The sequence below is a fragment of the Bacillus sp. NP157 genome, assembly GCA_018889975.1.
In the GTDB taxonomy this organism is placed as follows: Bacteria; Pseudomonadota; Gammaproteobacteria; order Xanthomonadales; family Rhodanobacteraceae; genus Luteibacter.
The window spans coordinates 2,232,109-2,245,439 of record CP076546.1; the positions used below are offsets into that span (position 1 = coordinate 2,232,109).

General features: G+C 67.6%; 14 protein-coding genes. 2 read left to right on the forward strand and 12 right to left on the reverse strand.

Annotation, left to right across the window (positions count from 1 at the left end; all coding sequences use genetic code 11):
- Position 1: 1 nt before the first annotated feature.
- From KPL74_10195 to surE, 4 genes are read right to left on the reverse strand one after another with little or no spacing between them, the layout of a single operon-like run.
- Positions 2 to 1,048, reverse strand: coding sequence for a peptidoglycan DD-metalloendopeptidase family protein (locus KPL74_10195; GenBank protein ID QWT22351.1), 1,047 nt, complete (start codon positions 1,046 to 1,048; stop codon positions 2 to 4).
- 23 nt (positions 1,049 to 1,071) lie between these two features.
- Positions 1,072 to 1,680: a hypothetical protein gene (locus tag KPL74_10200; GenBank protein QWT22352.1), complete on the reverse strand. Its 609-nt coding sequence runs from the start codon at positions 1,678 to 1,680 to the stop codon at positions 1,072 to 1,074.
- Positions 1,681 to 1,709: 29 nt separating this feature from the next.
- Positions 1,710 to 2,345, reverse strand: coding sequence for a protein-L-isoaspartate(D-aspartate) O-methyltransferase (locus KPL74_10205; GenBank protein QWT22603.1), 636 nt, complete (start codon positions 2,343 to 2,345; stop codon positions 1,710 to 1,712).
- Positions 2,346 to 2,394: 49 nt separating this feature from the next.
- Positions 2,395 to 3,177, reverse strand: a complete 783-nt coding sequence (gene surE, locus KPL74_10210; protein QWT22353.1) for a 5'/3'-nucleotidase SurE — start codon at positions 3,175 to 3,177, stop codon at positions 2,395 to 2,397.
- Between the two features lie 116 nt (positions 3,178 to 3,293).
- Between surE and KPL74_10215 the strand changes: the two genes are divergently transcribed.
- On the forward strand, positions 3,294 to 3,836 hold the full coding sequence (locus tag KPL74_10215; protein ID QWT22354.1) for a Smr/MutS family protein: 543 nt from the start codon (positions 3,294 to 3,296) through the stop codon (positions 3,834 to 3,836).
- 83 nt (positions 3,837 to 3,919) lie between these two features.
- Here KPL74_10215 and truD read toward each other — a convergent pair whose 3' ends face one another.
- Genes truD through KPL74_10255 form a run of 8 tightly spaced genes read right to left on the reverse strand, consistent with a single transcriptional unit; the run spans position 3,920 to position 11,242 of the window.
- The gene (gene truD, locus KPL74_10220) at positions 3,920 to 4,936 is read right to left on the reverse strand and encodes a tRNA pseudouridine(13) synthase TruD (protein ID QWT22355.1); all 1,017 of its coding nucleotides are present in this window, start codon (positions 4,934 to 4,936) and stop codon (positions 3,920 to 3,922) included.
- 12 nt (positions 4,937 to 4,948) lie between these two features.
- The gene (mgtE, locus tag KPL74_10225; GenBank protein QWT22356.1) at positions 4,949 to 6,376 is read right to left on the reverse strand and encodes a magnesium transporter; all 1,428 of its coding nucleotides are present in this window, start codon (positions 6,374 to 6,376) and stop codon (positions 4,949 to 4,951) included.
- Complete coding sequence (gene ispF, locus KPL74_10230) at positions 6,373 to 6,849, reverse strand: 2-C-methyl-D-erythritol 2,4-cyclodiphosphate synthase (protein ID QWT22357.1); 477 nt, start codon at positions 6,847 to 6,849, stop codon at positions 6,373 to 6,375. The genes mgtE and ispF overlap by 4 nt, the downstream gene beginning before the upstream one ends.
- A complete protein-coding gene (gene ispD, locus KPL74_10235; GenBank protein ID QWT22358.1) occupies positions 6,846 to 7,535 on the reverse strand; it encodes a 2-C-methyl-D-erythritol 4-phosphate cytidylyltransferase in 690 nt (229 codons plus the stop codon). Before ispD ends, ispF begins: the two co-directional genes overlap by 4 nt.
- On the reverse strand, positions 7,535 to 7,879 hold the full coding sequence (gene ftsB, locus KPL74_10240) for a cell division protein FtsB (protein QWT22359.1): 345 nt from the start codon (positions 7,877 to 7,879) through the stop codon (positions 7,535 to 7,537). Before ftsB ends, ispD begins: the two co-directional genes overlap by 1 nt.
- A 9-nt stretch (positions 7,880 to 7,888) precedes the next feature.
- Complete coding sequence (eno, locus tag KPL74_10245; GenBank protein QWT22360.1) at positions 7,889 to 9,187, reverse strand: phosphopyruvate hydratase; 1,299 nt, start codon at positions 9,185 to 9,187, stop codon at positions 7,889 to 7,891.
- 10 nt (positions 9,188 to 9,197) lie between these two features.
- Positions 9,198 to 9,566, reverse strand: coding sequence for a hypothetical protein (locus tag KPL74_10250; protein ID QWT22361.1), 369 nt, complete (start codon positions 9,564 to 9,566; stop codon positions 9,198 to 9,200).
- Positions 9,563 to 11,242 (reverse strand): CTP synthase, encoded by a 1,680-nt coding sequence (locus tag KPL74_10255; protein QWT22362.1) that lies wholly within the window; start codon positions 11,240 to 11,242, stop codon positions 9,563 to 9,565. The genes KPL74_10250 and KPL74_10255 overlap by 4 nt, the downstream gene beginning before the upstream one ends.
- Positions 11,243 to 11,327: 85 nt before the next feature.
- Between KPL74_10255 and KPL74_10260 the strand changes: the two genes are divergently transcribed.
- Positions 11,328 to 13,142 carry an aminopeptidase P family protein gene (locus KPL74_10260; protein ID QWT22363.1) on the forward strand — a complete coding sequence of 605 codons (1,815 nt, stop codon included), beginning with the start codon at positions 11,328 to 11,330 and terminating at the stop codon, positions 13,140 to 13,142.
- Positions 13,143 to 13,331: the final 189 nt, after the last annotated feature.

A 13,331-nucleotide genomic window follows, 5' to 3' on the forward strand; every position in this document is an offset into this window, starting at 1 on the left:
CTTACTTCGGCGGCAGGTATTGCAACGGGTCGACCGGATTGCCATCGCGACGGATCTGGAACTGCAGTTCGTCGCGGGTGGCGCCCGACGAACCCATCTCGGCGACGGTCTGTCCCGCCTTCACCTTCTCGCCTTCCTTGACCAGTCGCTTGCGGTTGTGACCGTAAGCGGAGAGGAAGCTGTCGCTGTGCTTGATGATCACCAGCTCGCCATAGCCGACCAGGCCGTTGCCGCTGTAGACCACCACGCCATCGGCGGTGGCACGCACGGGGTCGCCCGCCTTGCCGCCGATCTCGATGCCGGGAATGGCGTCGCCCGATGAGAAGCGTTTGATCAGCGTGCCGTCGGCCGGCCAGCGCCAGGCGATACCGCCGGCGTTACGCGTGGCCCCGCTGGCGATGATCGGGGTGGAGGCAGGCGGGTTTTCCACTGGCGGCGGCGTAGCCGTGGGCGCGGCGCTCGGCGGTGTCGGCGGAGGAACCACGGACTCGGCCGGTTTGCCGGCGACCACCACCGGGGTGTTCGTGGTCGTGGCCGGCGCAGGCGCGGCCTCGGACTCGGTCACGGCCTGGAAGCCCGGTTGGGCACTGGCAACGGGAACCGTCGCCGGGTGGGCCGGGGGCACCGGCGCGGGCTGACCCGAGGCAGGCGGCGCAGACGCGGGCGGCGGCGCCGCGGCCACGACCGGCGCCGCATGCGCCGACGCGGGCGCCGGCCGTGCGTCGCCCGGCGGCGACAAGCGCAGGTCCTGGCCAGGCCAGATCGTGTACGACGAATCGATGTTGTTCCACTTCGCCAGGTCGCGGAAATCGACCTTGTTGCGGAACGCGATGCTGTAGAGGGTGTCGCCCTTCACCACGCGGTAGCTGCCACCGGGCGGGGGCGGCGTCGGCGCGACGGTATGCGGCGACCCGTAGTTGCCGCCGCCGCTGCCGGCAGGCCGGGTGACGACCACCGTGTGCCGGGTCGGATCGAGATCGCTGCAACCCACGGCCAGCAGCACGCCGCCGGCGACGGCAGCCAGGCCAAGCAGACGCCACGCGCGCATCGCAGGTTTCCTTTCTCGGTCACTCATCGCAGCAAGAACCACCAGGCAGCCAGGAGGATGACGGCTACGATAACAGCCCAACCTATCCACTCGATGTGTTTGCGCAGCATCTGCTCCGCCCGTTCACCGAACAGCCGGATGAGCAGGGCCAACAGCCAGACCCGCTTGCCACGCCCGATCAGCATGCACAGCAGGAACGGGACCAGGGGCACGCCGACGATGCCGGACGCCCAGGTGACGAACTTCATCGGCACCACGGGCTGCAGCGCCGCCATGGCGAGCACGATGTACAGGCCGAGCGCGTGCGACTGCATGTCCTCGCGCAGGCTGGCGACGCCCTCTTCGATATGCGTCAGCAGGTGCATCGACGCCAGCAGCGGCTTCAGCGCCTCATAGGCGAAGTGCCCCAGCGCGTAGCCCACCAGCGAACCCAGCAGGGAAAACAGCAGGCTCCAGTTCGCATAGCGGAACGCCTTGCGCGGCTCCGCCAGCATCATCGGGGCCAGCATCACCTCCGGCATGATCGGGAAGATGAAGGCTTCGGCGAACGACAGGCCGGCCAGGTAGCGCACCGCGTGGCGATGGCGCGCCCACGTGATGGCACGCTCGTAAAGCGATCCAAACAGCCGCATTCAGCGGGCTCCCCTGTGTGAAAGGCGCATCAGCCGATGCCGCCCAAGAGTGGTACGAAGCTGACCGCGCCCAGTTCCTCGCGGGTCACCTCGCCCTTGTCGTCCTTGCGCATCCGGACCAGCACCTGCTGGCTCGGGCTGCCCACGGGAGCCACCAGCACGCCGCCGGGCTTGAGCTGGTCGAGCAACTTCAGCGGCACGCGATCGCCGGCCGCGGTGAGGATGATGCCGTCGAACGGCGCATCGGATTCCCAGCCCAGCTTGCCGTCGTCGTGCCGCGAACGCAGGTTCTCGATGCCCAGCTGGCGGAAGCGGCGACGCGCCTGGCGCAGCAGCTCTTCGATGCGTTCCACGGTGTAGACGGTCGGCACGATGCCGGCGAGGACGGCGGCCTGGTAGCCGGAGCCCGTGCCGATTTCGAGCACGCGGTCGGGCACGCCGTGCTCGATCAGGGCCTCGGTCATCCGCGCCACGATCCACGGCTGCGAGATGGTCTGGCCGTGGCCGATCGGCAAGGCGGTGTTTTCGTAAGCGCGCGAATGCAGCGCCTGGTCGATGAAATGGTGCCGGGGCAGCTGGCGGATGACCTCGAGCACGCGCTCGTCGCGGATGCCTTCTTCGGCGAGCCGGGCGGCGAGGCGGTCACGGGCGCGCTGCGAGGTCATGCCCTCCCCGCGCAGGGCCGAAGGCGGCAGGGCGTGCATGTTCACCACGTCAGGCGGCCTCCTCGTTGTCCATCGAGGCGGTCAGCGAGAGCATCCAGCTACTCACTTTCTCAAGAGCCTGGAACCGGGTGAGGTCGGTATGGATCGGCGTGACCGAAACGAAGCCGCGGGCCACCGCGTTGAAATCCGTACCCGGGCCTTCGTCTTCGACCTTGCCCGGCGGGCCGATCCACCACATGTCGCGGCCGCGCGGGTCCGCCGTGCGGATGGCGGGCGCCGAGCGATGGCGCTTGCCCAGGCGGGTGACTTCGAAGCCCTGGATCTCATCCCACGGAAGATCGGGGACGTTGACGTTGAGGATCGTGTCCGCCGGCAGCGGATCCACGACCAGCCGGCGGACCAGCATCAGCACGGCGTTGGCGGCGGATTCGAAATGCTCGCCCGAGCCTTCCTTCGTCACCAGCGACACGGCGATCGCCGGCAAGCCGAGGAAGCGCCCCTCCATCGCGGCCGACACGGTGCCGGAATAGATCACGTCGTCGCCAAGGTTGGCGCAGTTGTTGATGCCGGAGACGACGATGTCGGTCTCGTGCTCGAGCAGGCCCGACAGCGCCAGATGCACGCAGTCGGTCGGCGTACCCGAGACACGGTAGCGGCCATCCTCCATGCGCTGTACGCGGATGGGCGAATCGAGGGTGAGCGAATTGCTTGCGCCGGAGCGGTCGCGGTCGGGAGCCACCACCGTCACCGTGCCGAACCCGGCAAGACGCCCGGCAAGGACCCGGATGCCCGGAGCCTCCACGCCGTCGTCGTTGCTAACCAGAACTTGCATGCTGATCCAGATCGAAAAACGGGGCTGGCGGCCCCACATCATCGACGGGCCGCAGGACCTCCCAAGTCTACCGGACCGGGACGCGGGATTCACCGGAACCGGCTAGGATGAACCGAATGAAACGACGCAATGCCTCGGTGCACGACGACGACAGCCGCCTGTTTCGCGAGGCGATCGGCGACGTTCGGCCCATGGTGGCCAAGGAAGTCGTGCCAGAGCGGCCGCGCCCGGAGCCGGTGCCGATGATGCGCCTGGCCGACGAAGCGGCCGTTCCCGCCGAATCGCTGCTGTTCGAATACGACCCCGCCGAACTCGAAGTCGGCGAAGAATTGTCGTACCTGCGCGACGGCTACCCGCCGAAACTGTTGAAACAGCTCAAGCGCGGCCAGTTCAGCATCCAGGCCGACGTGGACCTGCACCAGATGAACGCGGCGGCGGCGCAGATGACCATCGCGGAGTTCCTGGCCGAGTGCCATCGCGATGGCATCCGCTGCGTGCGGATCATCCACGGCAAGGGGCTGCGCTCGAAAGCCGCCGGCCCCGTGCTGAAGGGCCTGACCGACAAACTGCTGCGCCGCCGCGACGACGTCGTCGCATTCGCCTCCGCGCGACCGATGCAAGGCGGCACCGGCGCCGTCGTCGTCCTGCTCAAACCCTAGGTTGTAGGAGCGCGACTACGCGCGAACAGACTCCCTCGACGCCAGGCCTCCCCGCACAGTCGGCCCACCTCGTAAAAGCCACCCTACCCCGTCACCGCAATCTCGCGAACCACCGTCGTCGCATACGCCCCCGCCGGCAGCACGAAACCCACCTCCAGCGCACCATCCTCGAGCCAGCGCCACGCAAAGTCGGACGGCTTGAGACGCAACGCCCGGCGCTCCTGATCCATCCGCGCGCCCACCAGCCCTTCGGCCAGGTCGGGATCGCGCGCCGCGACGGACGCTTCCAGCGCCGCGGCATCGCCGCCAGCCGGCGACTCGCCACTGCCCCACAACGGGCCGGTCGGATGGATGTCGAAACGCGCAAGCCGTTCGGCAAGCGTGTCGTTGAACGCTTCCGGCCCGAACCACGAGCGCGAGCCGTCCAGGCCCCAGATCTCGCCGTCCAGCCCCGCATCCCACGTCCCGCCCGCTACGCGCTCGGCAAGCACGCCATTGAAGATGTGCGAGCGTGCCGCGGAAAGCAGGATCGAACGCTTGTCGCGATCCACCCGGCGCCCCTTGAACATCGCGCGTGCCTGTTCGACGTTGTTGCCGCCCAGGCCAAAACGCTGTTCGCCAAAATAGTTCGGCACGCCACGTTCGGCGATGGCCGCCAGGCGCGCCTCCGCTTCGGCGCGATCGCCCTCGACCTCGCGCAGCACGATCACGAAACGATTGCCACGCAACGCACCGCGCTTGATCTTGCGCGAATGCCGTCCGAGCGAGGTCAAGGTGACATCGGCGTGCGGGAACGCGCTCCAGTCCGGATCGGCCTTGCCGGGCAGCTGCACGGTGAACACCTGGCGGGTTACCGCATGACGGTCTTTCATGCCCGCGTAGCCGACGTTCATCGGCGCGATGCCGGCGAACTTCGCCACCTCGCGTGCGACCCAGTCGGTGTTCGCGCCACGCTTTTCCACCTGCAGGAACACGTGCTCGCCCGCGCCGTCCGGTTCGTAGCCAAGGACCTCTTCGACGAAGAAATCCTCGGCGGCACTGCGCAGGCGGCCGCGCAGCGGCGGCGCGCCGAAGGCGAAGGGCAGTTCGTTCTCACTCATGACTTACAGCCTTTACATCAGGAACAGGGTGGCCAGGCCCAGGAATATGAAAAAGCCGCCGCTATCGGTCATGGCGGTGATCAGCACGCTGGAGCCGAGCGCGGGATCGCGGCCCAGCTTCACCATCAGCATCGGGATGCCCACGCCCATGAAGGCGGCCAGCAACAGGTTCAAGGTCATCGCGGCGGTCATGACCAGGCCCAGCGACGGGCTGTGATACAGCAGCCAGGCGACGACGCCGATCACGCCGCCCCAGACCAGGCCATTGATCAGTGCGACGCCAAGCTCCTTGCGCCACAGCCGACCGGCCTGGGCCACCGTCACCTGCTCCAGCGCCATGGCGCGGACGATCATGGTGATGGTCTGGTTTCCGGAGTTGCCACCGATGCCGGCGACGATCGGCATCAGCGCCGCCAGTGCCACCAGGCGTTCGATCGAATGCTCGAACAGACCGATGACGCGCGATGCGATGAAGGCGGTGACCAGGTTGGTGGCCAGCCACGCCCAGCGATTGCGCACGGATTTCCACACGGACGCGAAGATGTCTTCCTCTTCGCGCAGGCCGCCACGCGACAGCGCTTCGGCCTCGCCTTCCTCGCGGATGAAGTCGATCATCGCGTCCACGGCCAGGCGTCCGATCAGGCGCATCTGCGCATCGACCACCGGGGCGGTGACCAGGTCGTAGCGCTCGAAGGCCTGCGCCACGTCGTACGCGTCGTCTTCCGGGCGGAATGTATTGACGTCGGGCGCCATGATCTCGTGGACCATCCGGTCCGGCGAGTTCACCAGCAACCAATGCAGCGGAAGCACGCCGGTGAGCACGTGGTCGCCATTGATGACGAACAGCTTGTCGGTCTGCGCGGGCAGCTCTTCGAAGCGGCGCAGGTAACGCAGCACCACTTCCAGGCTGATGTCTTCGCGGATGGTGACCATCTCGAAGTCCATCAGCGCACCGACCTGGTCGTCCTCGAACGACATCGCCGCCTGCACGCGCTCGCGATCCTGCGCATCGAGGCTGGCCATGAGTTCCGGCAGCACTTCGGTGGGCAGGTCATCGACGAGGTCGGCGAGTTCGTCGGCGTCCAGCGGCTCGACGGCTGCGAGGATCTCGCGATCGTCCATGTCGGCGATCAGCGATTCACGCACCGAGTCGGACACTTCGAGCAGGATCTCGCCGTCGCGATCGCTGCGCACGCGCTGCCAGACCGCAATGCGATCTTCCAGCGGCAGCGATTCGAGTACGTCGGCAAGGTCGGCGGGATGCAAGCCATCCAGCGTGGCCTGCAGCGCGGCGTCCGCCGCATCCAGGGCGCTTTCGTCGCCGTCCGGCGCGGCACCGGCGAATTCCAGCAGGCCCTCGCGTCGACGCAGCAGCTCGTTGATCGCCTCGAGCCTGTCGTGCAGGCGCGGCGTCGACGGGCGCGGGTCGAGCTCGGTCATGCCGGCTGGACCAGCACGGAGGCCAGCGCCGCGATACCTTCGCGGCGGCCGGTGAACCCAAGCGTCTCGGTCGTGGTCGCCTTGATGCTGATCCGGTCGATGTCGACGCCAAGGTCGGCGGCGATGTTCTCGCGCATCGCCAGTGCGTGCGGAAGCACCTTGGGCGCCTCGCAGATCACCGTGATATCGGCGTTCCCCAGCACGTACCCGCGCTCGGCGACCAGCTCGCGCACGGCGCGCACGAAGGTACGGCTGTCCGCCCCGCGCCACTGGTCGTCCGAGGGCGGGAAATGCTTGCCGATGTCGCCCAGCGCCAGCGCGCCGAGCAGCGCATCGCACAGCGCATGCAGCACGACGTCGCCGTCGGAATGCGCCAGCACGCCCTGCTTGTGGGCGACGCGCACGCCACCCAGCATCACATGGTCGCCTTCGCCGAACGCGTGGACGTCGAATCCCTGACCGATGCGAATCATCTTGTCCTCCCGAGCAGGAACTCCGCCAGCGCGAAGTCGGCCGGCGTGGTTACCTTGATATTGTCTTCCGATCCCTCGACCAGCAGGGGCGCGATGCCGATGCGCTCCATCGCCATGGCTTCGTCACTGACCACGATACCGTCGGCAACGGCAAGGCGAAGTGCACGGGCCAGCGCCTCGCGCCGGAACATCTGCGGCGTGAAGGCGCGCCAGCGGCCATCGCGGGGCTCGGTCGCCAGGCTGTGACCGCCCTCGCCTGCCCGCTTGAGCGTATCGCGCAAGGGTGCGCCAAGAAGGCCACCCTCCTGCTGCCCGGCCTGCTGGATCAGCCGGGTGATGTCGTCGGCGCGGACACACGGTCGCGCCGCGTCGTGGACGAGGACGAAGGCATCCCCGGCCACGCTGGCCGGCAGGGCGTCGATGCCCGCCAGCACGGAGTAACTGCGTTCGCTGCCACCGACGGTTGTCAGCAGCGGCTTGCCATGGATCGCCTCGACGGCGGCGAAATGCTGGTCATCCGCGGCGATCACGACCATCAGGCCCGCCACCAGCGGATGGGCGGCGAGCCGTTCCAGGGTATGGTCCAGCAAGGGCCGGCCCGCCACGGACTGGTATTGCTTCGGCCGGTCACCACCGGCCCGGACGCCCTTGCCGGCGGCCGGAATCACGCACCACAGGGCATCCATTACTGGCCGCCGGCGGTCACGGGCGGCGGAGGCGGCGGCACGCTGGTCGCGGCCCCCGGCTCCACTACCTGGTAGAAGGTCTCACCCGGCTTGATCAGGCCCAGTTCCTGGCGCGCACGCGCTTCGGTGGCCTGCTCGCCATGCTTGAGGTCTTCCACGTCCGCGCCCAGCGCTTCGTTGCGCTTTTGCAGCACGGCGTTATCGTCGGCCTGCTTCTTGACCGCCGCGCGCAGGGATTCCACCTCGGCCATCCCCCCACCGCCGACCCACAGCTTCAGCTGCAGCGCGATGAGGATGACGACAAGGATCAGGCCGACCCAGCGCAGGAGTGCCGCGTTGCTCAAGGTGCCCCTTTAGCCCGGCAGCTTGGACAGGTTGGGGAACGCATCGCGGCCGGCGTACTTCGCCTTCGCGCCGAGGGCTTCCTCGATGCGCAGCAGCTGGTTGTACTTGGCGACGCGATCGGTACGGCACAACGAACCGGTCTTGATCTGGGTCGCGGTGGTCGCCACGGCGATGTCCGAGATCGTGGTGTCTTCGGTTTCACCCGAGCGATGCGAAACGATCGCCGCGTACTTAGCGCGGTCGGCCATGGCGATGGCTTCCAGCGTCTCGGACAGGGTGCCGATCTGGTTGACCTTGATCAGGATGGCGTTGGCGATCTTCTTGTCGATGCCTTCCTGGAAGATCTTCGGATTGGTCACGAACAGGTCGTCGCCGACCAGCTGGATGCGCCCATCCACCACCTTGGTGAGGTGTGCCCAGCCGTCCCAGTCGCCTTCGGCCATGCCGTCTTCGATGGTGACGATCGGGTACTGCTTCGCCCACGAGGCCAGCGTGTCGACCCACTGTTCCGGGGTGAACACCTTGCCCTCGCCTTCGAGGTCGTACTTGCCGTTCTTGAAGAACTCCGAGCTGGCGACGTCGAGGCCGAGCAGGATGTCGCTACCGACCTTGAAGCCGGCCTTGCCGACCGCTTCGAGGATCGTGTCGAGCGCTTCGACGTTCGACTTCAGGTTCGGCGCGAAGCCGCCCTCGTCGCCCACCGAGGTATTCAGGCCGCGGCCCTTCAGCACCGACTTCAGCGCGTGGAAGATCTCGGCGCCGTAGCGCAGGGCTTCTGCGAAATTCGGCGCGCCGACCGGCAGCACCATGAATTCCTGCACGTCGACGTTATTGTCGGCATGCGCACCGCCGTTGATGATGTTCATCATCGGCACCGGCAGCGAACCGCCGCCGTCGACCATCAGGTACTGCCACAGGGCCTGCTTCTTCGAAGCGGCGACGGCGTGCGCGGCAGCCATGGAAACGCCGAGCAGCGCGTTGGCGCCCAGCTTGCCCTTGTTATCGGTGCCGTCGAGGGCGATCAGCTTCGCATCGAGGCCCTTCTGGTCGGCCGCGTCGTAACCGGCCAGCGCCTTGGCGATGTCGGTGTTGACGTTGGCGACCGCCTTGGTCACGCCCTTGCCGCCGTAGCGCGACTTGTCGCCATCGCGCAGTTCCACCGCTTCGCGCGTGCCGGTGGATGCACCGCTGGGCACGGCCGCACGGCCGAACGAACCGTCCGCCAGGGTAACTTCGGCTTCGAGGGTGGGATTACCGCGCGAATCGAGGATTTCGCGGGCGTGGATTTTGGTGATCGAAGTGGTCATGCGGTTCCCGTTACGAGTTGGAATGACTGAGCGCGGTGCCGATCATCATCATGATGCCGGTACCCAGCAGGATGAAAACATTGAGCCCCAGGCCGATGGCGGCAAACGTGCGCCGGCGATCCTGGCGGCGTAGCGCCACCAGGCTCATCACGACGCCGGCCAGGGCCAGCAGCAGGAAGAATACGAGGATAAGGCCGATCAGGCCGAACAGCGGCATGTGCTCGGCACTGTTGCCTGCCTCGACCAGCAGTGCAGACAGCACGATGCCGCCGAGGACGGCGGCACCGGATAGCAATGCAATGACGAACGACGCGATGCCGAGACCCGACTGTGGCAGCTTCGCCGCAGGCGGCGCGGGCTCGGTCGCGAACGCCGTCACGCGGCGGACTCTTCCGAACGCGTGGCGAGCTTGTCACCCGTGCGGACGGCCTTGTACTCGCGCGCCGCGGTGACGAAACCGATGAACAGCGGATGGCCTTCGCGCGGCGTGGAGGTGAACTCCGGGTGCGCCTGGCAGCCGAGGTACCACGGGTGCACATGGCGCGGCAGTTCCACCACTTCCACCAGCAGGTCGTCCATCGACTTGCCCGAGATCACCAGGCCAAGGTCTTCGAACGTCTGGCGGTAGCGGTTGTTGAACTCATAGCGATGGCGATGGCGCTCACGCACCACGTCTTCGCCGTAAAGCTCGCGGGCCAGGGTACCGGCCTTCAGGCGGCATTCCTGCGCACCCAGGCGCATGGTGCCGCCCAGGTCGGAACGCTCGGTGCGCTGCTCGACTTCGCCGCCGGCGGTGGTCCACTCGGTGATGAGCGCGATGACGGGATCCGGCGTGTTGCGATCGTTCTCGCTCGAGTCCGCCTGCTTCAGGCCAGCGGTGTTACGGGCGAATTCGACCACGGCCGCGTGCATGCCGTAGCAGATGCCGAAATACGGGATGCCCGCTTCGCGCGCGAACTGGGCCGCGAGGATCTTGCCTTCAAAGCCGCGCTTGCCGAAGCCGCCCGGCACGAGGATCGCGTCCGCATTGCCCAGCACGGTACGCGCGCCGCGGGCTTCGACGTCCTCGGAATCCACCCACTCCAGCGTGACCCGGGTCGACTGCTTGATGCCGCCATGGCGCAGGGCTTCACCCAGCGACTTGTAGGCATCCTTGTGTTCGACGTACTTGCCGACGATGGCCACGGTGACTTCGTCGCGCGGATGCTCCACGGCTTCCACCGTGCGCACCCAGCTGGAAAGGTCGGCCGTGCCGGCATCGAGGCCGAGGCGCTTGATGACCAGCTCGTCCAGGCCCTGCTCGTGCAGCCACATCGGCAGCTTATAGATCACGTCGACATCGATCATGCTGATGACGGCGTTCTTCGGCACGTTGGTGAACAGGGCGATCTTGTGGCGCTCCGCATCGGGCAGCGCTTCTTCGGCGCGGCACAGCAGGACGTCGGCCTGGATACCGATCGAGCGCAGCTCCTTCACCGAATGCTGGGTCGGCTTGGTCTTGATCTCACCGGCGGCCTTGATATACGGCACCAGCGTGAGGTGCACGAACATGCACTTCTCCGCGCCGTGCTCGATGCGCAGCTGGCGGATGGCCTCGAGGAACGGCAGCGATTCGATGTCGCCCACGGTGCCGCCCACTTCCACCAGCGCCACGTCGTAACCGCGCGTCGCTTCGTGGATGGAGTGCTTGATCTCGTCGGTGATGTGCGGGATGACCTGCACGGTGGCGCCGAGGTAATCGCCACGGCGCTCCTTGCGGATCACCGACTCGTAGATCTTGCCGGCGGTGATCGAATTCTTGCCGGTAAGGCGAGTGCGGACGAAGCGTTCGTAGTGGCCCAGGTCCAGGTCGGTTTCGGCGCCGTCGTCGGTGACGTACACCTCGCCATGCTGGAAGGGGCTCATCGTGCCCGGATCCACGTTGATGTAGGGATCGAGCTTCATCATGGTCACGGAGAGCCCGCGCGCCTCGAGGATGGAGGCAAGCGACGCCGCCGCGATGCCTTTCCCAAGGGAAGACACCACACCGCCGGTGACGAAAATCAGGGGAGTCATGCGAGCAGCCAGTGCTGGAAATTTGTATTTTACATGAGTAGAGCGGGGGATGGGAGGTGGGTGGCTCTCGTCGTACCATGCGGACATGAGCACACCCGACACCAGCACTCTCCCCGTCTCCCAACGCCTTTCCGCCCTGCGCGCCGCCATGGCCCGCGCAGGCGTCGCGGCAGTCGTCGTACCCAGCGCCGATCCGCACCTCTCCGAGTACCTGCCGCCGCGCTGGCAGGCCCGCGAGTGGTTTTCCGGCTTCACCGGTTCCGCCGGCACGCTGGTCGTCACGGCCAGGGGCGGTGGATTGTGGACGGATTCGCGCTATTTCGCCCAGGCCGAGGCCGAGCTGGCCGGGAGCGGGCTGCCGCTGATGAAACTGAACGTGGCGCACACGCCCGAGCACGTGGCCTGGCTGGCCAGCGAGCTGGCCGATGGCGACACCGTGGCCGTGGCCGGCGACAGCATGTCGGTCTCGGGTGCGGAGAGCCTGGCCCAACGGCTGGCAAGCGGCGGCGCGACCCTGCGCACCGACCTCGACCTGCCCGGCGCCGCATGGGCGGACCGCCCCGCCCGGCCCTCCGCGCCGGTGTTCGCGCACGAGGCGCCGTTTGCCCCGGTGACCCGCGCTGACAAGCTGCAGCAAGTGCGCACGGCCATGCGCCGGGCCGGAGCCACCCATCACCTGGTCTCCAGCCTCGACGACATCGCCTGGCTGACCAACCTGCGTGGCGCCGACGTCGACTACAACCCAGTGTTCCTCGCCCACCTGCTGGTCGAGGACACCCGGGCCACGCTGTTCATCGACGCCGGCAAGCTACCGGCGGCCGTGAAGGCGGCGCTGGCCGCGGACGGCATCGGCGTGGCGGACTACGCCACCGCCGCCTCCGCGCTGGCTGCCCTGCCCGACGACGCCGCCCTGATGTTCGATGCCTCGAAGGTGGTGGTGGCGATCCTCGAAGGCCTGCCGGCCAGCGTGAAGCAGGTCCGCGGCCCGGCGCCGTCGACCGCCGCCAAGGCGCGGAAGACGCCGGAGGAACTCGAGCACATCCGCGAAGCCATGCGCCGCGACGGTGCCGCGCTGGCCCGCGCCTTCCGCCGGATCGAAACCGGCCTGGCCGCCGGCGAGCCGCTGACCGAACTGGACGTGGACACCCTCGTCCGCGAGGCGCGCGCCGCGCAGGATGGCTTCGTCGGCGAGAGCTTCTCCACCATCGCCGGCTACCAGGCCAACGGCGCCCTGCCGCACTACCGGGCCACCGAGGCGGGCTTCAGCCCGCTCGCAGCCAAAGGGCTGCTACTGGTCGATTCCGGTGGCCAGTACCTCGGCGGCACCACCGACATCACGCGCGTGCTCGCGCTGGGGCCGGTGACCGACGAGCAGAAGCGCGATTCGACGCTGGTGCTCAAGGGCATGATCGCGCTGTCGCGGGCACGCTTCCCCAAGGGTGCGAGCGGTCCGCAGCTGGATGCGCTGGCCCGTGCGCCGCTGTGGGCGGCCGGGATGGATTTCGGCCATGGCACCGGTCACGGCGTGGGCTACTTCCTCAACGTGCACGAAGGCCCACACGGCATCCGCCCGCCGGTCGCCGGTGGCGCACTTGTGCCGCTGGAGACCGGGATGATCACCTCGATCGAACCCGGCCTGTACAAGCCTGGCCGCCATGGCATCCGCCACGAAAACCTGGCCGTGGTGACCCAGGCCGACCAGACCGAGTTCGGCGAGTTCTATGCTTTCGAGACCCTGACCCTGTGTCCGTTCGACCGGCGCGGGCTGGAACCCCGGTTGCTGGAGCCATCCGAGCGCGCGTGGCTGGACGATTACCATGCCACGGTGCGCGCGGCGCTGTCGCCACTGCTTGACGGCGACGACCGGGCCTGGCTGGAGTGGCATTGCGCGCCGCTTTGAGTGGCATTGCGCGCCGCTTTGAGTGGCATTGCGCATCGCTTTCAGTGGCCAAGTCATCGCTTCGTGGGCTTTTCGCGCGCGAGCGCGCTCCTACACTCAATCTCGGCGCGTGATACCTGGGTGTGGCAGGCTTGACCGGCTTGCCAGCGTCACCCATCCTGCCCGGCTAACGAGAAACCGACCCGCCTG

Coding starts and splice junctions, on each gene's coding strand:
- ispD (QWT22358.1), bottom strand. CDS start 7,535: ATGGATGCCCTGTGGTGCGTGATTCCGGCCGCCGGCAAGGGCGTCCGG.
- eno (QWT22360.1), bottom strand. CDS start 9,187: ATGACCACTTCGATCACCAAAATCCACGCCCGCGAAATCCTCGATTCG.
- KPL74_10255 (QWT22362.1), bottom strand. CDS start 11,242: ATGACTCCCCTGATTTTCGTCACCGGCGGTGTGGTGTCTTCCCTTGGG.
- mgtE (QWT22356.1), bottom strand. CDS start 6,376: ATGACCGAGCTCGACCCGCGCCCGTCGACGCCGCGCCTGCACGACAGG.
- truD (QWT22355.1), bottom strand. CDS start 4,936: ATGAGTGAGAACGAACTGCCCTTCGCCTTCGGCGCGCCGCCGCTGCGC.
- KPL74_10205 (QWT22603.1), bottom strand. CDS start 2,345: ATGACCTCGCAGCGCGCCCGTGACCGCCTCGCCGCCCGGCTCGCCGAA.
- KPL74_10200 (QWT22352.1), bottom strand. CDS start 1,680: ATGCGGCTGTTTGGATCGCTTTACGAGCGTGCCATCACGTGGGCGCGC.
- KPL74_10215 (QWT22354.1), top strand. CDS start 3,294: ATGAAACGACGCAATGCCTCGGTGCACGACGACGACAGCCGCCTGTTT.
- surE (QWT22353.1), bottom strand. CDS start 3,177: ATGCAAGTTCTGGTTAGCAACGACGACGGCGTGGAGGCTCCGGGCATC.
- KPL74_10195 (QWT22351.1), bottom strand. CDS start 1,048: ATGCGCGCGTGGCGTCTGCTTGGCCTGGCTGCCGTCGCCGGCGGCGTG.
- ispF (QWT22357.1), bottom strand. CDS start 6,849: ATGATTCGCATCGGTCAGGGATTCGACGTCCACGCGTTCGGCGAAGGC.
- KPL74_10260 (QWT22363.1), top strand. CDS start 11,328: ATGAGCACACCCGACACCAGCACTCTCCCCGTCTCCCAACGCCTTTCC.